Source organism: Acinetobacter sp. WC-743, assembly GCF_000335555.1.
Lineage (GTDB): Bacteria > Pseudomonadota > Gammaproteobacteria > Pseudomonadales > Moraxellaceae > Acinetobacter > Acinetobacter bereziniae.
The window spans coordinates 1-21198 of record NZ_AMFQ01000113.1 but is presented as its reverse complement, the minus strand read 5'-3'; the positions used below and the strand labels follow the sequence as shown (position 1 = coordinate 21198).

The 21198-nt window shown below is 39.2% G+C and carries 19 protein-coding genes and 1 tRNA gene; 7 read left to right on the top strand and 13 right to left on the bottom strand.

All coding sequences use genetic code 11. From position 1 onward, the window contains the following. Positions 1-7 precede the first annotated feature (7 nt). The 6 genes from ACINWC743_RS17135 to fahA form a co-directional block, all read right to left on the bottom strand. Positions 8-787, bottom strand: a complete 780-nt coding sequence (locus ACINWC743_RS17135; protein WP_004829475.1) for an IclR family transcriptional regulator — start codon at positions 785-787, stop codon at positions 8-10. A 285-nt stretch (positions 788-1072) separates the two neighbouring features. Continuing rightward, entirely contained in the window at positions 1073-1714 is a 642-nt protein-coding gene (locus ACINWC743_RS17130; RefSeq protein WP_005032991.1) for a CoA transferase subunit B, read from the bottom strand. 11 nt (positions 1715-1725) lie between these two features. Further along, complete coding sequence (locus tag ACINWC743_RS17125) at positions 1726-2430, bottom strand: CoA transferase subunit A (protein WP_004829472.1); 705 nt, start codon at positions 2428-2430, stop codon at positions 1726-1728. A gap of 5 nt (positions 2431-2435) precedes the next feature. Further along, positions 2436-2981 carry a VOC family protein gene (locus tag ACINWC743_RS17120; RefSeq protein WP_004829471.1) on the bottom strand — a complete coding sequence of 182 codons (546 nt, stop codon included), beginning with the start codon at positions 2979-2981 and terminating at the stop codon, positions 2436-2438. A 20-nt stretch (positions 2982-3001) separates the two neighbouring features. After that, entirely contained in the window at positions 3002-3634 is a 633-nt protein-coding gene (gene maiA, locus ACINWC743_RS17115; RefSeq protein ID WP_009586345.1) for a maleylacetoacetate isomerase, read from the bottom strand. Further along, complete coding sequence (gene fahA, locus ACINWC743_RS17110; protein ID WP_009586356.1) at positions 3621-4925, bottom strand: fumarylacetoacetase; 1305 nt, start codon at positions 4923-4925, stop codon at positions 3621-3623. The genes maiA and fahA overlap by 14 nt, the downstream gene beginning before the upstream one ends. A 351-nt stretch (positions 4926-5276) precedes the next feature. Between fahA and ACINWC743_RS17105 the strand changes: the two genes are divergently transcribed. Beyond that, positions 5277-6665: an amino acid permease gene (locus ACINWC743_RS17105; protein ID WP_009586360.1), complete on the top strand. Its 1389-nt coding sequence runs from the start codon at positions 5277-5279 to the stop codon at positions 6663-6665. Positions 6666-6744: 79 nt separating this feature from the next. Here the strand turns inward: ACINWC743_RS17105 and ACINWC743_RS17100 are convergent, their stop codons facing one another. The 5 genes from ACINWC743_RS17100 to carA all read right to left on the bottom strand — a co-directional run bounded on the left by ACINWC743_RS17100 (position 6745) and on the right by carA (position 13795). Beyond that, positions 6745-7374 carry a CatB-related O-acetyltransferase gene (locus tag ACINWC743_RS17100; protein WP_009586362.1) on the bottom strand — a complete coding sequence of 210 codons (630 nt, stop codon included), beginning with the start codon at positions 7372-7374 and terminating at the stop codon, positions 6745-6747. A gap of 166 nt (positions 7375-7540) precedes the next feature. Next, the gene (locus ACINWC743_RS17095) at positions 7541-8425 is read right to left on the bottom strand and encodes a class I SAM-dependent methyltransferase (RefSeq protein WP_009586327.1); all 885 of its coding nucleotides are present in this window, start codon (positions 8423-8425) and stop codon (positions 7541-7543) included. A 398-nt stretch (positions 8426-8823) separates the two neighbouring features. Beyond that, on the bottom strand, positions 8824-9300 hold the full coding sequence (gene greA / locus ACINWC743_RS17090) for a transcription elongation factor GreA (RefSeq protein ID WP_004829465.1): 477 nt from the start codon (positions 9298-9300) through the stop codon (positions 8824-8826). A gap of 92 nt (positions 9301-9392) precedes the next feature. Continuing rightward, positions 9393-12626 carry a carbamoyl-phosphate synthase large subunit gene (gene carB / locus ACINWC743_RS17085; protein ID WP_009586339.1) on the bottom strand — a complete coding sequence of 1078 codons (3234 nt, stop codon included), beginning with the start codon at positions 12624-12626 and terminating at the stop codon, positions 9393-9395. Between the two features lie 14 nt (positions 12627-12640). Beyond that, a complete protein-coding gene (carA, locus tag ACINWC743_RS17080) occupies positions 12641-13795 on the bottom strand; it encodes a glutamine-hydrolyzing carbamoyl-phosphate synthase small subunit (RefSeq protein ID WP_009586352.1) in 1155 nt (384 codons plus the stop codon). A 319-nt stretch (positions 13796-14114) separates the two neighbouring features. Between carA and ACINWC743_RS17075 the strand changes: the two genes are divergently transcribed. Continuing rightward, positions 14115-14579 carry a hypothetical protein gene (locus tag ACINWC743_RS17075; protein ID WP_004829462.1) on the top strand — a complete coding sequence of 155 codons (465 nt, stop codon included), beginning with the start codon at positions 14115-14117 and terminating at the stop codon, positions 14577-14579. 97 nt (positions 14580-14676) lie between these two features. Here ACINWC743_RS17075 and ACINWC743_RS17070 read toward each other — a convergent pair whose 3' ends face one another. Together ACINWC743_RS17070 and yhbY are read right to left on the bottom strand one after the other, a co-directional pair. Then, positions 14677-15216, bottom strand: a complete 540-nt coding sequence (locus tag ACINWC743_RS17070) for a DOMON-like domain-containing protein (RefSeq protein WP_009586326.1) — start codon at positions 15214-15216, stop codon at positions 14677-14679. 11 nt (positions 15217-15227) lie between these two features. After that, complete coding sequence (gene yhbY, locus ACINWC743_RS17065; RefSeq protein WP_004829460.1) at positions 15228-15551, bottom strand: ribosome assembly RNA-binding protein YhbY; 324 nt, start codon at positions 15549-15551, stop codon at positions 15228-15230. 198 nt (positions 15552-15749) lie between these two features. Between yhbY and rlmE the strand changes: the two genes are divergently transcribed. The 5 genes from rlmE to ACINWC743_RS17040 all read left to right on the top strand — a co-directional run bounded on the left by rlmE (position 15750) and on the right by ACINWC743_RS17040 (position 20391). Continuing rightward, the gene (gene rlmE / locus ACINWC743_RS17060) at positions 15750-16400 is read left to right on the top strand and encodes a 23S rRNA (uridine(2552)-2'-O)-methyltransferase RlmE (protein WP_004829459.1); all 651 of its coding nucleotides are present in this window, start codon (positions 15750-15752) and stop codon (positions 16398-16400) included. A gap of 179 nt (positions 16401-16579) precedes the next feature. Then, positions 16580-18469 (top strand): ATP-dependent zinc metalloprotease FtsH, encoded by a 1890-nt coding sequence (ftsH, locus tag ACINWC743_RS17055; RefSeq protein WP_004829458.1) that lies wholly within the window; start codon positions 16580-16582, stop codon positions 18467-18469. 129 nt (positions 18470-18598) lie between these two features. Then, positions 18599-19453 carry a dihydropteroate synthase gene (gene folP, locus ACINWC743_RS17050; protein ID WP_004829457.1) on the top strand — a complete coding sequence of 285 codons (855 nt, stop codon included), beginning with the start codon at positions 18599-18601 and terminating at the stop codon, positions 19451-19453. A 197-nt stretch (positions 19454-19650) separates the two neighbouring features. Beyond that, positions 19651-19965, top strand: a complete 315-nt coding sequence (locus ACINWC743_RS17045) for a DUF5713 family protein (RefSeq protein ID WP_004829456.1) — start codon at positions 19651-19653, stop codon at positions 19963-19965. 349 nt (positions 19966-20314) lie between these two features. After that, positions 20315-20391 (top strand) — tRNA-Met (locus tag ACINWC743_RS17040). Positions 20392-21198: the final 807 nt, after the last annotated feature.

Genomic DNA, 21198 nt, shown 5'->3' with positions numbered 1-21198 from the left:
CTATAACTTAACGCGTTTGAATGTATTGATTAATTGCAGCCACTTCATGCCTAAATAATTCAAGTTTTTCACTGCCTGTATGCACAGGTAGAAATACTTCACTATCCAGAGCCACAATGCAGAATTCCATAGCTTGATGTGCATTAAAAATAGGTAAACCAATAGCATTGATGCCTGTAAGAAGATCACCTTGAGCAATTGCCATACCTTGTTCTAAAGTGGTTTCTTTAAGTTGAATAAATTCATCCCAATGACTCGGTTTAATCTGATAATGATTGATTGCGGCTTTTTCCCATTCCGCAAATATCAATGGTTTAATAATTGGCTCAGGTAAATATGCTGCAAAAACTCGCCCAGCAGCTGAGTTGACCAATGGCATAATTGAACCGACTTTGGTGACAATTGAAATTGGGTGATTAGATTCAATCGATTGTACAACCAAAGGACCTTTAGGTGACCATTTACTGATTTGAATACCACAGCCAATTTTATTTTGTAATTCATAAATTCGATGCTGTACCAACTGTAGGGCATCGGTATGTTGAATGCAGTTTAAACCTAAACGCCAAGCCTGATCACCCAGTGCATATTGACCATCTTCCAGTTGCTTTGCATAGTTCATGCGTATGAGGCTAACTAAATAACGATGTACTTTGGCAGGATGCATATCCAGCTTGCTTGATAGTTCTTTTAATATAATCGGTTTGTTATGTTCCAAAAGGGCATTGAGAACGGCTAAGCCCACTTCAAGTGATTGAACGCCACCAGATAACTTTTCTTCAATCATTCAACAACCCTTGATCGCATTTAATCTTGCAGCTTTGATTTGCTGTCGATATTTGATTTTACATTCAGCACATAATGCCTGAGCATGCTACAAAATAGAAATCATCTTTTTAAATGAGATAAATAGATGAATAGCATAAGCATACTATGCATTGAGTATTTTAGTGTGACTTTACCACGTATTGTATATCAACATGCTCAAGTTAAAATAACAGACCTTGCTGAAATTTAGGCAATAAAAATCGGGATCGAAGCCATTGATCTTCCATCCCGATCAGATTGTGCTTTATGCAGCTTGAATATTTTTAATCCTGACTGCTGTCGCCGCTTGAATGTCATCAAAACTGACATTATCTGCTAACTCAACCAGTTCTAAACCATTCTGAGTTACATCGAGTACACCTAAGTCGCTGATAATACGATGAACCACTCTGCGACCAGTCAATGGTAGGGTGCATTGAGGTAAAATTTTAGCTTGACCCTCTTTGGTCGTATGCTCCATTAAAATCACGACTTTTCGAACACCTGCAACAAGATCCATTGCACCGCCCATGCCTTTGACTTTTTTACCCGGAATCATCCAATTGGCGAGATCGCCATGTTCAGAAACTTCCATCGCACCTAAAATAGCAAGGTCAACCCGACCACCGCGAATCATGGCAAATGATTCTGAACTTGAAAAAAATGCACCACCTTTTTTAACGGTGACAGTTTGTTTACCAGCATTGATCAAGTCCGCATCTACATTGTCTTCAGTTGGAAATTCATCAATGCCCAATAAACCATTTTCGGATTGTAACCATACATCCATTCCTTCAGGGATGTAATTGGCAACCAAAGTCGGTAAGCCAATGCCGAGATTGACATAGAAACCGTCTTGCAACTCTTTGGCAGCACGTTGAGCCATTTGTTGTTTTGTCCAAGCCATTCTGTCACTCCTTATACTGCAACTTTTAATGTACGTTGTTCGATACGCTTTTCAGGCTGAGCATTGAGTACAATGGCATTGACATAGATTCCTGCTAAATGAATGTCATCAGGATCAATTTCACCAAGTTCAACAATATGCTCAACTTCAACAATCGTATAACGACCTGCCATTGCACACTCAGGATTGAAATTACGTGCAGTTTTTCGGAATACCAGATTACCAGCTTTGTCCGCTTTATAAGCTTTGATTAATGCAATATCTGCACAAAGTGAAGTCTCTAGGAGAAAAGACTGACCATTAAACTCACGAAGCTCTTTACCTTCAGCAATACTGGTACCAACACCAGTTGCAGTATAGAACGCTGGGATTCCAGCTCCGCCTGCACGAAGTTTTTCTGCCAATGTGCCTTGAGGTGTCAATTCAACTTCAAGTTCACCATTTAAAAACTGTCGTTCAAATACTTTATTTTCCCCAACGTAGGATGAAATCATTTTTTTGATTTGTTTAGACTGCAATAACAGCCCTAAACCATAATCATCCACGCCTGCATTATTACTGATGCAGGTTAGTTGCTTTACTCCACTTTGTTTAAGCGCTTTGATCAAAGCTTCAGGAATACCACAAAGTCCGAATCCGCCCACAGCAATGGTTTGTCCATCTTGCACGATACCTTGCAGGGCTGCTTCGGCACTCGTTGATACTTTATTGACCATAATGATTACCCTAACTCAGCTTCATGTAAGAAATGCGTATGTTGAGGTGCGCGTTTGGTTCTACTCCATTCATCCAGCATATCGACCTTCATTTCTTCAGTAATTTTTGAAATTTTTGCATCGGCATGAACATCGTTATATGTTAGTTCTAAACGATGTCCATTCGGATCAAAGAAGTAAATCGAATGGAATATCCCATGATTGGTAATACCGAGCACTTTGACACCATTGGCTTCAAGATGAGATTTTGCAGCAAGCAAGGCATCTAAGTCTTCAACTTCAAATGCGATGTGTTGAACCCATTGAGGCGTATTTTCATCACGTCCCATTTCTGGTTGAGTCGGTAATTCAAAAAATGCCAACACATTGCCTTGACCTGCATCAAGAAATAAATGCATATAGGGATCAAATGCTTTAGTTGATGGAACATGGTCTTCTGCAAAAGCCAGAATAAACTCCATGTTGAGCATTTTTTTATACCATTCCACCGTTTCTTTGGCATCTTTACAACGATAAGCCACGTGATGAATTTTTTTAATTGCAAAGCTCATGATAAAACTCCTTTTTTTGTTTATTCCCAATCTGGTTGTTGTTCTGGGATCGCCCTTAAGAATGCAGGCAGGCTTAGGCAGTGTTGATCAATGGATTGAATCTTTGGAAAGTCGCTTAGATCAACATTGAAACGTTTGGCGTTATACACTTGAGGAATCAAACAACAATCTGCAAATGTGGCTTGAGTGCCGAAGCAGAATTGACCATTTGAGTCTTTTAATTGCATCTCTAAGCTTTTAAAACCTTCAATAATCCAGTGTTGGTACCATTGATTTTTCTGTTCATCATTTACAGCGAGTTCATGTTTTAAATATTTCAGCACTCTGAGATTATCTAAGGGATGAATATCACAGGCGATGGTTTGTGAAAAAGCACGGACATTGGCGCGCTCAACAAGATCTGTAGGTAATAAAGGAAGGGATGGGTAACGTTCTTCCAGATATTCCAAAATATTGAGTGACTGTATAAAAGACTGATCTTGATCAATCAAACTTGGTACAAGCTGGCTTGGATTGAGTGCGATGTAGCTTTCTTGTTGTTGCTCATTTTTGAGCAAATGGACAGGCTGTATGACATAATCTAATTGCTTCAGGTTTAAAGCGATCCGAACTCGATAAGCCGCAGAGCTACGAAAATAACTATACAGTTTCATCACACAATTCCTTGTGCTGCTTAAAGCTAAACTGTTTGGCTGGTAAAATCGTATTTGCCACCTGACCAAAGCCTACTCGAATAGCACCTTTTTCAGCATAGCCTTTCATCACTATACTGTCGCCATCTTCAAGGAAGCCGCGCTTTTCACCATTGGATAAGGTGAGGGGTTTTGTGGTGTTCCAAGTAAGCTCCAGTAAGCTTCCATAAGAATTTTCTGTAGGACCTGAAATTGTGCCAGAACCCATTAAATCTCCGACTTGAACATTACAACCTGAAATGGTGTGGTGAGTCAGTTGCTGTGCCATTGACCAGTACATGTATTTAAAGTTGGTTTGGCAAATCACTTCAGTATGTTGTGATTGCGCCGTTTGTAGTTCCACACTGAGATGAATATCAAAACTGTTGGGAGTATGTTCTTTTAAATAATCTAATGGCTCTGGCAGTTGTTGCGGACCTTTGACTTTAAAGGGTTCTAAGGCTTGCATCGTTACCACCCAAGGTGAAATTGCACTGGCAAAGGTCTTGGCATTAAATGGACCTAAGGGCACATATTCCCATTGTTGAATATCACGTGCAGACCAATCATTCAGCAAGACCATGCCAAAAATATGATCCCACGCATCTTCAATTGCAATCGGTTCACCCAACTCAGTTGTCTTACCTACGATAAAAGCTGTTTCGAGTTCAAAGTCGAGTTTACGGGTTGCCGAAAAGAGAGGGCGTTCTTCATGAGGAAGTTTAATTTGACCAGAAGGGCGGACAATCTCCTTACCGCTAACAACCACAGAACTGGCACGACCATTATAACCCACAGGTAGCTCACTCCAATTTGGAAGCAAGGCATTTTTAGGATCTCTAAACATAGTTCCAACATTGGTTGCATGTTCTTTAGAGGAGTAGAAATCCGTATAGCCAGAGATTTGTACTGGTAAATGTAAGGTGACTGTATTTTGTTTGAATAATACTTTTTGGCGTAATTCCGGATGATCACGAAGTGTTGGATTGTCTGCAGAAAGCAAGTCTTGTAGGGTTTGGCGAATGTAATGCCAATTTTTTTTACCTGTTTCGATAAATTTATTCAGGCTGCTTTGATTAAAACACTGAGTTTTGCAATTTGGAAGTAATCCTAATGTTTCTAAAGCAGCGAGGTCGATTACCCAATCACCAATCGCGACACCGACACGTTTATCTCCCTGAGCGGTTTCACTAAAAATGCCATAAGGTAAATTATGAATGCTGAAATCAGATTGAGGTGCGATCTCAAGAAAGGTTGTTAAATGTTGTGTCATGGTGCGCTTTCCTTGTCTCTTATGAATGAGAACTTATTTCGTTTTCTCTTTTTCCACTCAAGCTTATGAAAAACAAATAAATATTATTGTTTTTATCCGTCTTCATTATGCTGACTAGTCCAGAATGATCTACATGATGATTTCTATCATACTGAAAATTAATAATTACGCAATACATAATTTAATTACATAATTCATAATAATTGTTATTTGTTGAAATTTCTGCTTATATGCGCAGTTATGAGAAAAGTAAATCAATTATTTTTCGATTAGATATAGGCATTTTTGATTAACTTATGATATACGTAATTTTGAATATAAAAATTACGCGACAAGGATGAGAATAATCATATGTCAGAACACGAGCAAGGAAACCTGAAACATGGTTTAAGCAATCGCCATATTCAGTTGATTGCACTGGGTGGTGCAATTGGTACTGGATTGTTCCTCGGGATCTCGCAGTCGATCAAACTTGCGGGACCTTCGGTGATCCTCGGTTATGCGATTGCAGGGCTGATTGCGTTTCTTATGATGCGACAGTTAGGTGAGATGGTGGTGCAAGAGCCAGTCAGTGGCTCATTCAGCCATTTTGCTTATAAGTACTGGGGCTCATTTGCAGGGTTTATGTCAGGCTGGAACTATTGGGTACTCAATGTTCTGGTTTGTATGGCTGAACTCAGTGCAATTGGTTTATATATCCAATATTGGTGGCCTGAAATCCCAACATGGATTTCAGCATTGGCGTTTTTTATTTTAATTAACGGCATTAATCTTCTGCATGTAAAATTTTTTGGTGAAATGGAGTTTTGGTTCTCCATCGTCAAAATTTTGGCAATCTTGGCGATGATTGGCTTTGGTTCCTATTTACTTGCAACGGGTACAGCAGGACCACAAGCAAGTATTACCAATCTCTGGGCATTGGGCGGTTTCTTCCCATTTGGTGTTGAAGGGTTGATCATGGCAATGGCAGTGATTATTTTTGCTTTTGGCGGTATTGAATTATTTGGAATCACTGCCGCAGAAGCGAGAGATCCTGATAAAACTTTGCCTAAGGCTGTGAATCAAATTATTTATCGTATTTTGATTTTTTATATCGCAACACTGTTTATTTTGTTTGCCTTGTTCCCTTGGAACAAAATGGCGGAAGGTGGAAGCCCTTTTGTTATGGTCTTTGCTTCGCTGGATAGTCAAGGCGTAGCGACTCTGTTGAACTTCGTGATTCTTACTGCAGCAGTTTCGGTATATAACGGAACGAGCTATTGTAGCAGCCGTATGTTATTGGGTTTGGCTCAACAGGGCAATGCACCGAAATTCCTTAAACATATCAATAAACGTGGCATCCCAACCAATGCAGTGCTTGTTTCTGCATTTGTCACTGTTTTATGTGTATTGTTGAATTATGCATTTCCAGAAAAAGCATTTGGTTTGTTAATGATGCTCGTGGTTGCCGCGATTGTGATTAACTGGGTGGTGATTTCATGGACACATCTAAAATTCCGTAAAGCTATGCAAGCGCAAGGGCAAACCACCAAATTCCCTAGCATTGCTTATCCATTCAGTAATTATCTGTGCATGATTTTTATGTTCGGTATTCTTGTTGTGATGTCATTTACACCTGATATGCGCATCGCCGTAATGATGATTCCTGCTTGGATATTGTGTTTGATGTTTGCCTACTATCTAAAACAAAAAAAGTTAAAGAATGCGCATCGCGATGTGGCTTTAAATTCCGATCTATAAGCAACGATTGGTTAAATCTTATAAAAGGGTTAAATGAAAATTTACCCCTTTTTTGTTTTGATAAGATTGAGCCTACATTTTACTGATTGGCTTGATTTTTTAAGAACTGTATTAGCTGAATTAGATCATCAGTCTGTAATTGCGCTCGCATTTTTAATATTTGCTTTTCATCAAGGTCATAAAGCCTTAGGGAGAGTAGTTGTGCAATCTCTTGCTCAGTAAAGCGATATTTAATGAGCTTCGCAGGTACACCGCCCACAATTGCATACGGTGGGACATCTTGGGTGACTACTGCACCTGTTGCAACAACAGCACCTTCACCGAGTTTTACCCCTTGCATGATCATGGCGCGACTCCCAATCCAACAACCATCCGCAATGACTGTATCCCCAGCAGGTAAAAAACTACGGGTATCAAAAGGAAATGTTGAGATCCAGTCAGGACGGTGTAACTGATTCCCTCCCATCATGATTACGGATTCAGCACCAAAACAAACGAAGTTACCGATATACAATTGGTCAATCGGCTTTTCAGTAGTGGATGCTTTGTCATGTAAATAACGCACTACACAACGCTCAAAACCTTGATCCCAATACGCTGAGTAATAGGAGTAATTACCTTTTATATGAATGTTTGGATTTTTAACAGTTTTGGAAATAAATTCAAATTCACACCAGTGTTTTACTGGTGAATTTATCGAGTTAGGCATTCTAAAGGTTGCTTGATGTGCGGAGAGTGTTGTGACTATTTTATATGAGCTTTATAGGATTGAGCTATATAAATTCAATAAAATAGCCTAAGTAAATCAGCATCATTTCCATATTCTATCTTTAAAAAGTGAGAAATATTTGAATGATATTTCAGCTTGGTTTGTTTTAAATAAGTTTTAAATGAAGCAAATGCGAGCCATGCGTATGACGAATATGATCTGCACGATGGTTAAAATAGCGCTCAGTGATCTGTTGACCTGATAAATCTTCCAAGACTTGATATCCCATTTTGATCACTGCCTGATGTAAAGCATCTGAACCAAAAGTACCGATCAAAGGTTCTTTAAGAAATTGAGTAAATTGAGTTAAAGCGAACGCACCAAACCGTTCTATACCTTGTAATTCTCTATAATCAATCGAGTAGTCCATAACCACTTCACTTTGTTTATGTGCAATGGATGCAATATTTTGCAAAGTGGCTAATGTGGTTTGCGGTGTTAAATAATGCGTTGTGCCTAACCAAGAGAAAAAAGCAGGGTGTTTAGATTGGAAACCACTACGGGTTAAAGCTTCAGAAAGCTTTTCTTTTTCAAAATCAATGCTGACAAATTCTACATTTTCAGGCAATTGTTGGGATTTAGAAATCTTTTTTAACTTTTGTATTTTGGTCTTCTGTGTATCAGGATGATCAACTTCGAATATTTTAAGTTGCGGATATTGAGCTGCTAAACGTAAAACAAATGAATCTAAGCCTGCACCGACCAAGACATATTGATGAATTTGATGGTTCTCAATTGCATGTTGTAAAAGATCTTCACAATATCGTGAACGACCAACCACTTGCCCAGTCAATTTACCAAAGGTTTGATTCATCAACTTTGAATTAAGCGTTTTGCAAAACAAGGCATTATTCAGTAATACCCGCCAGCGACTATTGGTCATTGCTAAAGCGTACGGATCTGAAAATACAGGATCGCTAGCGTTCAAATGGTGGTTGGCACGCAGAGCAGCCGCTGCTTCTGCTGTGCGACTTACACGCCCAGCTTTCATATTGTTCCTCAAGAAATTTTTATTTTCCATCAATCTAATGCAAATAGATTATTTAACAATGGCAATAAATTTGGACAAGGTGGTGATAATTGCTATTTTTAAGGCATCAGATCTTTCTCTGTATAGCCAATTTGTTAAAAACTCATCCAATAAAATATAATTTATCCTAAATGAAAATATTGAAAAATTAGAATATGTAATTGAAAAATATAACTTTTATTTTTTTGTTTTAGCTCTGGAGTGTAAATTGATTTGCGTAAGCGATGCCTCCTTAACAATTGCATATGATGGATTAGTTTTTACAGGTTGTTTGAATTATTGTTGTTGTAGAATCAAATATTATTCTCGAAAAGAAAAAGGGCTGAATAATCAGCCCTCAATATGATGAGTAGTTTTACTTAGATATACTCAACACTGACCACTTCATATTCTACTTCGCCTTGAGGCGTGACGATTTTTACTTCATCGCCTTCATTTTTACCTAAAAGACCACGTGCGATAGGAGAGTTCACTGAGATTTTATTAATTTTAAAATCTGCTTCATCATCACCTACAATCTTATAGGTTTTCTTTTCTTCAGTATCTAAGTTTTCAATCGTAACTGTTACACCAAAAACAACACGACCTGTTTGCTCAAGTTCTTTTACATCGATCACTTGGCAAGCACCGAGTTTACCTTCAATGTCTTGGATACGACCTTCACAGAAACCTTGTTGTTCACGTGCTGCGTGGTATTCTGCGTTTTCTTTTAAATCCCCATGTTCACGAGCTTCTGCAATTGCAGCAGTAATACGTGGACGATCAACAGATTTCAACTGTTGTAATTCTTTCTCTAAGGCAACCTTGCCTTCGGGAGTCATAGGATAACGTTGCATTGTTGTCCCTCAGTTTCGTATTTAAAAAAATACTGGTTTAGAAATGAAAAAAGCCCGCCACCGATAAGGTGACGGGACTTATCGGAAACGAATTAACCTAGTGTTTGCAAATCTTGCAAGCGATATACATCCATTGGCAATTGAATTGCTAAAGCTTGGCATACAGCATCAGCACCATTCAAGGTTGTTGTGTAATACACTTTACCTTGGAGTGCAGAGCGACGGATTGAGAATGAATCCTGCTGAGCTTGTTTGCCTTCAGTGGTATTGATAATGAGGTGAATCTCGCCATTTTTCAAGCGGTCAACAATATTAGGACGACCTTCTGTGACTTTGTTCACACGTTCACATTCAATACCAGCGTCTTTAATGACATCATAAGTACCGCCAGTTGCGATAATTTTGAAGCCTAAATCCACCAATTGTTTCGCAATACCAGGTGCACGAGGTTTGTCTGAATCACGTACTGAAATAAATACATGTTTCACTTCACCTTCAGTTGGCTTTCCTGGTAAACGATCATTAGAGCCTAACACAGCTTTGTAGAAAGCTTCACCAAAAGTTTTACCAACACCCATAACTTCACCAGTAGATTTCATCTCTGGTCCAAGAATTGGATCAACACCTGGGAATTTATTGAATGGGAATACTGCTTCTTTTACTGCAAAATGAGTTGGGATAATTTCTTTTGTGAATCCTTGAGATTCTAAAGATTGACCCGCCATACAACGTGCAGCAACTTTTGCTAACGATTCACCAATACATTTCGATACAAATGGTACTGTACGAGATGCACGTGGGTTAACTTCAAGAATATAAACATCGTTGCCTTTTACAGCAAATTGAACGTTCATCAAACCAATAACGCCAAGCTCTTTCGCCATAGCCACTGTTTGACGACGCATTTCGTCCTGAATCTCTTGAGAAAGAGAGTAAGGTGGAATCGAACATGCTGAGTCACCAGAGTGAATACCTGCTTGTTCGATGTGCTGCATAATTCCACCAATCACAACATCTTTACCGTCAGATACGCAGTCAACATCAACTTCTGTCGCATCATCAAGGAAGTGATCGAGTAATACAGGTGCTTCGTTAGATGCTTGAACCGCATCACGTAAGTAGCGCTTAAGTTCATCGTCATTGTAGACGATTTCCATTGCACGACCACCAAGCACATAAGAAGGACGTACTACCAATGGATAACCCACTTTAGATGCTTCAGCCATACCTTCTTCAGCAGATTTTACAATGCTGTTGCTTGGTTGGCGAAGATTCAAACGTTGAATCATTTGTTGGAAACGTTCACGGTCTTCTGCACGATCAATTGCATCAGGAGATGTACCAATAATTGGAGCCCCAGCTTCTTCCAAAGCACGTGCCAATTTCAATGGTGTTTGACCGCCATACTGCACAATGATGCCTTTTGGCTTTTCAGTACGCACGATTTCAAGTACGTCTTCCAGTGTGATTGGTTCGAAGTACAAACGGTCAGAAGTATCATAGTCTGTTGAAACAGTTTCTGGGTTACAGTTGACCATGATGGTTTCATAACCATCTTCACGCATAGCAAGCGCAGCATGTACACAGCAGTAATCGAACTCAATACCTTGACCAATTCGGTTAGGACCACCACCGATGACCATAATCTTGTCTTTGCTAGACGGATTAGATTCACATTCTTCATCATAAGTTGAATACATATAGGCTGTATCTGATTCAAACTCAGCAGCACAGGTATCAACACGTTTGTAAACTGGATATACACCCAAGTTCCAACGATGCTTACGGAATTGCTTTTGCGAAATACCCATTAAGTTTGCGATACGCAAATCAGATAAACCTTTACGCTTAAATGAACGGATATTGTCAGCGTTTAAGTCACCAAAACCTAAAGTTTTAATTTGTTCTTCAGTCTTGATGATGTCTTCGATTTGGATCAAGAACCAACGATCAATATTGGTTGCAGCGAAAACTTCTTCTAGAGTAAAGCCATGACGGAAGGCATCAGCAACATACCAAATACGATCTGGACCAGGTACTTTAAGCTCAACTAAGATTTTATCTTTTGCGCCTTCTGTACCCACAGCGATTTGTTCATCGAAACCACAAGTACCGACTTCAAGACCACGTAATGCTTTCTGTACAGACTCTTGGAAGTTACGACCAATCGCCATCACTTCGCCCACCGACTTCATTTGTGTTGTCAATGTTGCGTCAGCTTGTGGGAATTTCTCGAAGTTGAAACGAGGAATTTTAGTCACTACATAGTCAATTGCAGGCTCGAATGATGCAGGTGTAGTACCGCCAGTGATGTCATTTTTCAATTCATCAAGGGTATAACCGACTGCAAGTTTCGCTGCAATTTTTGCAATAGGGAAACCTGTTGCTTTAGATGCAAGAGCCGAAGAGCGAGATACGCGAGGGTTCATCTCGATCACGACCATACGACCGTCTTTCGGATTAATACCGAATTGAACGTTTGAACCGCCGGTTTCTACACCAATTTCACGAAGTACCGCTAAAGACGCATTACGGAGTAATTGGAACTCTTTATCAGTCAGTGTTTGTGCAGGCGCAACAGTGATCGAGTCACCTGTATGGACACCCATTGGGTCAAAGTTTTCAATGGTACAAACAATGATACAGTTGTCGTTTTTGTCACGCACAACTTCCATTTCGTATTCTTTCCAACCAATCAATGATTCATCGATCAACAATTGTTTAGTTGGCGAAAGATCGAAACCACGCTCACAAATTTCAATAAATTCTTCTTTGTTGTAAGCGATACCACCACCTGAACCACCCATCGTAAATGATGGACGAATGATGACAGGGAAACCAAAACGCGCTTGAATTTCAAGTGCATGTTCCATGCTTTCAGCAACATCGGCACGAGGACATTCTAAACCGATCTTACGCATTGCGATGTCGAACAATTTACGGTCTTCAGCTTTTTCAATCGCTTCTTTGGTTGCACCGATTAATTCAACATTATATTTTTTTAAGATACCGTTGGCATCAAGTGCAAGTGCACAGTTCAATGCCGTTTGACCACCCATAGTTGGAAGAACAGCATCTGGGCGTTCTTTCTCAATGATCGCAGCTACAGTCTGCCACGTAATCGGTTCAATATACGTTGCATCTGCCATTGTTGGATCAGTCATAATGGTGGCTGGGTTAGAGTTCACCAAAATAACACGATAGCCTTCTTCACGAAGGGCTTTACATGCTTGTGCACCTGAGTAATCGAACTCACATGCTTGTCCGATGACAATCGGACCCGCACCAATAATTAAGATGCTTTTAATGTCTGTACGTTTAGCCATGGTCGCTTCCTTAATTACTTCTTAGATGCTTCAATAAGTTCGATGAAATGATCGAACAATGGGGCACAGTCATGTGGACCAGGGCTTGCTTCAGGGTGACCTTGGAAGCTAAACGCAGGTTTATCTGTACGATGAATCCCTTGTAGAGTTTGATCGAATAAAGATTTGTGCGTTGCTTTAAGATTTGCAGGTAAAGTTTCTGCATCTACAGCGAAGCCATGGTTTTGAGAAGTAATCATCACTGTACCGTGGTATTGACTTTGGTCATCAATGTTTTGTACAGGATGGTTTGCACCATGGTGACCATGTGGCATTTTTACTGTTTTAGCACCAGATGCTAAAGCAAGAATTTGGTGACCTAAACAAATACCAAATACAGGCAGGTTTGTAGTTTCAACAATAGTCTTCACAGCTTCAATCGCATAATCACATGCTGCTGGATCGCCAGGACCATTTGAAAGGAACACACCATCTGGATTAAGTGCGAGCACTTTTTCAGCAGGGGTTTGAGCAGGAACCACAGTCAACTTACAACCGCGATCTACAAGCATACGTAAGATGTTGGTTTTGACACCATAATCGTATGCAACTACATGAAATTTAGTTTCAGGTTGAGAGAAGCCTTTGCCTAATGTCCATGAACCTTCAGTCCATTCAAAACCTTCAGGATCGCAACATTCTTTAGCAAGGTCTAAACCGTTTAAGCCACCAAAGGCACGTGCTTGAGCAATTGCTTCTTCTTCAGTGATGTTTTCACCTGCAAGAATACAACCGTTCTGTGCACCTTTGTCACGTAAGATTCGTGTTAATTTTCGTGTATCAATATCAGCAATGGCAACGACGTTATGTTGTTTTAAATATTCGCCAAGAGATTGATTTGCGCGGAAATTGCTGTGTAATAAAGGAAGGTCACGAATGATGAGACCATTCGCCCAGACTTTATGAATTCGACCTGATTCAGTGTCTTCTTCATTACAACCAGTATTACCGATATGAGGATAAGTTAAAGTTACAAGTTGCTGTGCATAACTTGGATCAGTCAAAATTTCTTGATAACCAGTCATGGCAGTGTTAAAAACGACTTCACCAGTCGTACTTCCCGTAGCGCCGATCGATGTACCTTTAAAAACAGTACCGTCAGCAAGGGCTAAAATGGCGGGGGTGCTCAAACCATAGCTCCTGAACTAAAACCACAAAAATAGGGCTGTAAAAAAGCGAGTAGACGAAAAAAAAGGAAGGCTAATTAAATCCTACCCTCCTCATGTCTGCTCGCTTATAACTTAACAGCGCATTATACGCATGAACTGATTAAAAGTCCATTTTATTTAGGTGGATATTGTGAGATAAATGCCTTGCTATTTTTTACTAGTTCTGCTTTTCATATGAATTTTTTGAAATTGTAAGTATTTAATAATTGTCAGACAAATCAAAATCTAAAATTTATTTCTTCACGCTATCTTATTGTTTCGTATTCCAGGGGGAATCAATATGACGATATCTAAAGAAAGTGTGACTGAAAAAGTAACAAAAGATACAGCAGCTTTGAAAGAGGTTGTAGCTGAAACTGCGGAAAATTTAGAGAAACTGGGCAAAGATGCGCAGCAAAAAGTCTCTCAAGCTGTGGCGGATACTCAGAAAAAACTGGAAGCTGAAACAGAGCAACTGAATGAACAGGTTCAAGATCAAGTCCAAAACTTCAAACAAGATTTGGTACAACGTCTTGATGTAATCAAAACCCAATTTTCTACTTCACAAAAAGACTTGGTTGAATTAGCTGATTTCTTAAAATCGGAATTAAGCCTTTTGGTGAAAGAGTTGACTGAAGTAGGTAAAGAAATTCGTGAAGATGTTTCACAAATTTCCTCTAAGCATAAAGTTCAGCTCACTGAAACACTAAAACGTTCTAAAGAGCATACGTTGGAAGTTTGGCATAAAGTTACGACAAAGCAATAAGTTGTTGTTGTTTGGGCTGTATATAAACAACTATACCTAAATAAAAAGTGAGGCAAATGCCTCACTTTTTATTTAAAAGACAATTCAACAGTGACGATTAAAAGGTATGTAACCAGTCGCGTTTGTTGTGAAAGTCAGCTTGCTGTCCGCTATGCTGCATGGCGAAGAAGTGTTGACCTTGTGTGGTATTCAAAACAGCACTGAGTCCTATAAATAGATCAGACCACTTGAGTTTATGTGCAAGCATAAACTCAGTCAGATCTAAACTCACATTTAATCCATAATGTGTACGCTTAAGCTGATTTAACTCAATATCGTATGCAACTACAGGAGGCATATTTTCAGGATAGCGATATTCTTCAAATTGATAGGCTTGCCAAGCTTGAGAAGGGGAGAGGTTAACTTCTCGATATTGATCTTCACCCTGCACGCCAATAAAAATTTCAAAACAGGTATTTTCCCAAAGAAAATCTTGACGCGGATGTGCTGTAACAGGTTCAGGGTATACAATAAATTGATTGGGATCTCTTAACCAATAACCTAGATTTAAGGTGTAGGGATTGACCTGCTCAATCGCACCCACTAAAGAGATACTTTGAAAACGACGATCAAAAGCATTCAGTTCGTAACTTGCCATGAAAATAAATCTTAATTAGAAAGATGAGCGTGACGAACCAAATTAGAGAGTTTTTGATTTTGTTTGGCTGCTTTTTTGTAAAGCAAAGCAATTTTACCGATGGTTTGCACCACTTCTGCGCCAGTTGTTTCAGCTATTTCAGTGATGGTTGCTGTGCGTGCTTCGCGATCTTCGCCCGCAATTTTAACTTTAATTAACTCATGATCATTTAAAGCACGGTTTAATTCTTCAACGACACTTTCAGTCAAGCCTTTATCACCAAGCATTACAACTGGATTTAATGCATGTCCGATTTGACGTAAACGTTTACGTTCTTGGATAGATAGAGTCGCCATAAAAAATAACCTGATTTTAAAAACGACTTAGTATAACAAAAGCCATATCGCTGCGCTGTAAATTCTGTAGAAATATTCGATGAAGCTTATTCAAAAAAACATATCAATATCTATCGATTTTAATCCATATGTATACTGCAATGAGAATATTTTTCACGTACAATCACAAGTTAGTTATCCGTTTAGATCAAGAGAGTTATGGCTACACGCATTACCAACCAGAAGTTATCCAAAAGTAGTCGTGCGTGGATGAGAGAGCATTTAGATGATCCTTTTGTGAAAAAAGCACAAAAAGAAGGCTATCGTGCTCGCGCAGCATATAAACTTCTTGAAATTCAAGAAAAATATAAAATGATTAAACCCGGAATGACTGTAGTTGACTTGGGAGCTGCACCAGGAAGCTGGTCGCAAATCGCAGGAAAACTGGTCGGTGATAAGGGTTTAGTGATTGCTTCAGACATTTTGGAAATGGACGCTTTACCAGATGTTACTTTTTTACAAGGTGACTTTAGAGAAGAAGAAGTTTTCGAAAAATTGTTAAATATTTTAAATGGACGCACTGTAGACGTTGTAATTTCAGATATGGCCCCCAATACATCAGGTAATAGGGCTGTAGATCAACCTCGCCAGATTTATTTGTGTGAACTTGCGTTAGATTTTGCCAATAAAGTTCTAGGACCTAAAGGGCAATTTGTAGTTAAGGTTTTCCAAGGCAGTGGATTTGATGAGTTCCGAAAGCAAGTCGTGGACAGTTTTGATGTATTGAAAACAGCAAAACCTGCTGCTTCACGTGCACGTTCAAAAGAAGTTTTTTTAATTGGACAGGGTCGTAAAAAAGTTTCGCAATAGCGGGCATTTTTAAGGTATGTTCGTAGTTCGTAATGAATTGCCAACAAATGCTTGCCAAGTTGTTAAAAATTGTGCATTTTGTACCTTTTTAATCTTTATTGCGAAATTCATTACTCGCTTTTTGTTACGATCAAGCATGATTGAGCCTGATCAAAATAGTTATATATGGGAATAAAGCTTTGAGCGATTACTTCAAAAATGCCGTATTGTGGCTGGTCATACTGGGTGTGCTGATCTTAATCTTCAGCAATCTCAGTGACCGCAGTAAGCCTTCTGCGATGAATTATTCTGAATTCGTCACAGCGGTGAATGCTGGTCAAATTAGTAAAGTCACAATTGATGGTGAAAGAATAAGCGGCGAAAAAAAGAACGGTTCGAACTTTGAAAGTATTCGCCCAGCAGTTCAAGATCCTGAACTGATGCCTACACTCATCAAAAATAACGTTGTTGTTGAAGGTACTGCACCTCAACGTCAAGGTTTGTTGATGCAACTTCTCATTGCAAGTTTCCCTGTACTCTTAATTATTTTATTGTTCATGTTCTTCATGCGTAACATGGGCGGTGGTGCAGGCGGTAAAAATGGCCCAATGAGTTTTGGGAAATCGAAGGCAAAAATGCTTTCGGAAGACCAAATCAAAGTAACATTTGTTGATGTTGCAGGTTGTGATGAAGCGAAACAAGAAGTTGTTGAAATCGTAGATTTCTTAAAAGACCCTGCAAAATTCAAACGCTTAGGAGCAACAATTCCTAAAGGCGTGTTGATGGTTGGTCCTCCAGGTACGGGTAAAACTTTACTTGCGAAAGCGATTGCGGGTGAAGCAAAAGTTCCTTTCTTTAGCATCTCTGGTTCTGATTTCGTTGAAATGTTTGTAGGTGTGGGTGCTTCGCGTGTACGTGATATGTTTGAACAAGCGAAACGTCATGCACCATGTATCATCTTTATTGATGAGATTGATGCTGTTGGTCGTCATCGTGGTTCAGGTACTGGTGGTGGTCATGATGAGCGTGAGCAAACATTAAACCAGATGTTGGTTGAAATGGATGGTTTCGAAGGTAACGAAGGTATTATCGTTATTGCTGCAACCAACCGTGCCGACGTACTCGATAAAGCATTGTTACGTCCTGGACGTTTTGACCGTCAAGTGATGGTGGGTCTTCCTGACATCAAAGGTCGTGAACAGATTTTGGCAGTGCATTTGAAGAAACTTCCATCTGTAACAGGTGTTGATCTTAAAGTACTTGCACGTGGTACACCGGGCTTTTCTGGTGCGCAATTGGCAAACCTTGTCAATGAAGCGGCATTATTTGCTGCACGTCGTAATAAGAACACTGTCGACATGCATGACTTTGAAGATGCTAAAGACAAGATCTATATGGGACCTGAACGTAAGTCGATGGTGATTCGTGAAGAAGAACGTCGTGCGACCGCTTATCATGAAGCAGGTCATGCGATTGTAGCGGAAATTCTTCCGGGTACAGACCCAGTACATAAAGTAACCATTATGCCGCGTGGTTGGGCGCTTGGTGTGACTTGGCAGCTGCCAGAACATGACCAAACCAGCCATTACAAGTCTAAGATGTTGAATGAACTTTCTATCTTATTCGGTGGTCGTATTGCAGAAGAAGTATTCATTAACCAAATGTCGACAGGTGCTTCTAACGACTTTGAACGTGCAACTAAAATGGCGCGTGCAATGGTCACCAAGTACGGTATGTCTGACAAAATGGGTGTGATGGTTTACGAAGATGAAAACCAAAATGGTTTCTTTGGAAACGTAGGTAGTCGCACTATTTCTGAAGCAACTCAACAACAAGTTGACCAAGAAGTACGTCGTATTCTTGATGAACAGTACAAAGTTGCACGTGATATTCTTGAAAATAACAAAGATATTGCGCATGCAATGGTGAAAGCCTTGATGGAATGGGAAACTATTGATCGTGATCAAATCCGTGACATCATGGAAGGTCGTGAGCCGCAACCACCTAAGGTTTATGTTGCTGATAATCCAGTGATTGATGTGACGCCTACAGATGGTCCATCAACTCCGCCACCATTACCAGCAACCTGATTGGAATAAATCAAAAAGAGTCTCATACGAGGCTCTTTTTTTATGCAAATACAATTTATTATTAAAAGAATTTATCTTGAAATGGAGTGTAATTGCTAAACTAAAGCGACTTAATCATGGAGAGGCGACATGCAATTGGTGTCACTGCCGAATAAAATTTTGCGTTGCGGGCGTTTGAGTTTAGATCTATCAAAAGCGCATGTTATGGGGATACTGAATGTAACTCCAGATTCTTTTAGTGATGGAGGTCTACATAATCAAAAAGATCAAGCCATTGCATATGCTAGACAAATGATTGATGCAGGTGCAACTGTGATTGATGTCGGTGGTGAATCTACACGACCTGGTGCATCAACTGTAGCAATCACTGAGGAAATCCAACGCGTCATTCCTGTAATTGCTGAGCTTGCCCAATATGACGTGGTGATATCGGTTGATACTTCGCAACCAGAAGTGATTCGTGAAGCAGTCAAGGTCGGCGCACATATTTGGAATGATGTAAGAGCATTAACTCGTCCAAATGCATTGCAAACAGCTGCAGAACTAGATATTCCTGTGATTATTATGCATATGCGTGGTGAACCAACAACCATGAACCAACTGGACCAATATCAGGATGTAACTCTGGATGTGATTAAGGAACTTCAACAACGTGTCGATCAAGCGATACAAGCAGGGGTTAAGCCTGAAAACATCATGATTGATCCCGGTTTTGGTTTTGCTAAAAATGCGCAACAGAACTTAAAATTATTGAATGAGTTTTATAAATTGAACGCAATGGGATATCCCATTTTATCCGCCTTATCACGTAAGCGTTTTATTGGAGAGGCTTTAGGTGGAGCAGATGCTCAAAATCGTGCGATAGGCAGTGTCGCTGCGCATTTGATGAGTATTCAGCAAGGTGCATGTATGGTACGTGCACATGATGTAAAAGCAATGTCAGACGCCATTCAAATTTGGCAGGCAATGCGTACCGCGATTTAGCGATAGGTGTTTTAAATTGAATTTGATTGGATCAAATGATCTTTCTTCATAGGTATAAGTATGACGATTGAAGCGCATTTCTCTCTCTAATCAGAAAAGTGATTTAAAAAAATAGCATTAAGGTCGCAAGTAGATTTGGTGAATTGTATGGTTTGTGTTATATAAGCGCGTGAATTGCTGTTTTATTTTAGGTTGCTATGTTTAACGATCTACTTCTCCCAATGTTCGATGATGAATATTATCCCGATATTCTAGTTGCCGAAATAAAGCAACTCATTGAACAATTTGCTAAAAAGGTGGCTAAAACCAGTTTTAGCGATGCTGAAATTTATTCTTTGGCAAATCTGACTGTGACTGAAATTAATGAAATGAAGCCTCAGTTTGAAGACTTAGACTCCTCACTGGATGATACTGCTGCAGATTATATTGCTGAAGCGTTGATGATGGTGATACAGGATCAAGGTTATCTTGATCTTGAAATGGAAGAGCTGGTTGCAAATAGAGAGTGGTAAACACTCTCTTTTTTATTGCAAGATTTGAATCTTGGAAACATTAAAATTCGATAGTTGCTATAGTGCTCAATGGTTATAAAATTATTTTGGGTCGTTTGTTTTGTTTAAGTCTTATTTTATTCAAACATCTTCATGTATAAAAAACTAAATCTTTAATTTAGCGACGATTAAAATATTGTAGATAGATTACAGGATAATTTTATCGCTTGAATATGCTAATTTTCTGATAAAAACATAAATATGTATTAATTTTAAACATTTAAATATCAATTGTTTAAAGTGTGAGCATTAGTTTATTTAAGTGCTTGACGTAGGGTGTATAACTTTAGATAATGCGCACACAGTTTATGGCTATGTAGCTCAGTTGGTTAGAGCACCGCACTCATAATGCGGGGGTCACAGGTTCAAGTCCCGTCATAGCCACCATTTTTATAGACCATGCTCACCGCATGGTCTCTTTTTTTGTGTGATCAGGCTGAATTAAATCAAACATTATTTTAATAAAGCTTGATATGTTTATAACAAAAACAAGAGAACTGAAATTGTTACATGAGGATGTTCAATTTATCCAACACATCGTAGTCATATATTAGCCTTTTACCAATGTACGTGTCGTGATGGTTTTTTAAATAAGGGCAAGCTTTATCAACCATAAAATTTCTCGTACTACTTATACATATCCTCAATCTGTTGAGAGCAGTTACAGTAAAATATAATTTGCTTTGACTCACAAAATCTATGATATGAAAATGTTGTTTGATGATATTAAGCTTTTATTAATGTAACGTTAATTCGATACAATTAAATCTTCAACTCATTGAAAGATAATAAATCTATGTGGATTTTTTCTGGATTTTCATCCGATTTTAGGATGAGGAGCGGAGCTCCGCAAGGGCTCGCCATACTTGTTTTGGTATGAGGAGCGAAGCTCCGTAAGCGCAACCATCAATATAGTTTTATTTCTCTTGACCAATAAAATGAAGGCGATCAATAGATTGTTTGATGATCTAAAGCTTGTACTGCCACGCTTTAGTGCTAAAGTTTAAATTCTTTTGCGTAGCCGATGGCTCACTTTTCAGAGATGAAAAGTGACAAAAATCTTTCGTTGAGCGAGGGGTACATCCTTTACCCCCGCTCAACATGGCGACATTCATGTCGCCTCACGATAGCAAGACCATCAATGATTCAAAAAGTACAAAATAAATGAATCATCCAAATCACTTGTATGAATAA

Excerpts from the sequence above, each read along its gene's own strand:
- ACINWC743_RS17120 (WP_004829471.1), bottom strand. The coding sequence starts at position 2,981 with ATGAGCTTTGCAATTAAAAAAATTCATCACGTGGCTTATCGTTGTAAA.
- greA (WP_004829465.1), bottom strand. The coding sequence starts at position 9,300 with ATGCAACGTTATCCTATGACTCCCGAAGGCAAGGTTGCCTTAGAGAAA.
- ACINWC743_RS17130 (WP_005032991.1), bottom strand. The coding sequence starts at position 1,714 with ATGGCTTGGACAAAACAACAAATGGCTCAACGTGCTGCCAAAGAGTTG.
- ACINWC743_RS17105 (WP_009586360.1), top strand. The coding sequence starts at position 5,277 with ATGTCAGAACACGAGCAAGGAAACCTGAAACATGGTTTAAGCAATCGC.
- carB (WP_009586339.1), bottom strand. The coding sequence starts at position 12,626 with ATGGCTAAACGTACAGACATTAAAAGCATCTTAATTATTGGTGCGGGT.
- yhbY (WP_004829460.1), bottom strand. The coding sequence starts at position 15,551 with ATGGCGACTCTATCTATCCAAGAACGTAAACGTTTACGTCAAATCGGA.
- ACINWC743_RS17070 (WP_009586326.1), bottom strand. The coding sequence starts at position 15,216 with ATGGCAAGTTACGAACTGAATGCTTTTGATCGTCGTTTTCAAAGTATC.
- ACINWC743_RS17135 (WP_004829475.1), bottom strand. The coding sequence starts at position 787 with ATGATTGAAGAAAAGTTATCTGGTGGCGTTCAATCACTTGAAGTGGGC.
- rlmE (WP_004829459.1), top strand. The coding sequence starts at position 15,750 with ATGGCTACACGCATTACCAACCAGAAGTTATCCAAAAGTAGTCGTGCG.
- folP (WP_004829457.1), top strand. The coding sequence starts at position 18,599 with ATGCAATTGGTGTCACTGCCGAATAAAATTTTGCGTTGCGGGCGTTTG.
- ACINWC743_RS17095 (WP_009586327.1), bottom strand. The coding sequence starts at position 8,425 with ATGAAAGCTGGGCGTGTAAGTCGCACAGCAGAAGCAGCGGCTGCTCTG.
- ACINWC743_RS17045 (WP_004829456.1), top strand. The coding sequence starts at position 19,651 with ATGTTTAACGATCTACTTCTCCCAATGTTCGATGATGAATATTATCCC.
- fahA (WP_009586356.1), bottom strand. The coding sequence starts at position 4,925 with ATGACACAACATTTAACAACCTTTCTTGAGATCGCACCTCAATCTGAT.
- maiA (WP_009586345.1), bottom strand. The coding sequence starts at position 3,634 with ATGAAACTGTATAGTTATTTTCGTAGCTCTGCGGCTTATCGAGTTCGG.
- ACINWC743_RS17075 (WP_004829462.1), top strand. The coding sequence starts at position 14,115 with ATGACGATATCTAAAGAAAGTGTGACTGAAAAAGTAACAAAAGATACA.
- ACINWC743_RS17100 (WP_009586362.1), bottom strand. The coding sequence starts at position 7,374 with ATGCCTAACTCGATAAATTCACCAGTAAAACACTGGTGTGAATTTGAA.
- ACINWC743_RS17125 (WP_004829472.1), bottom strand. The coding sequence starts at position 2,430 with ATGGTCAATAAAGTATCAACGAGTGCCGAAGCAGCCCTGCAAGGTATC.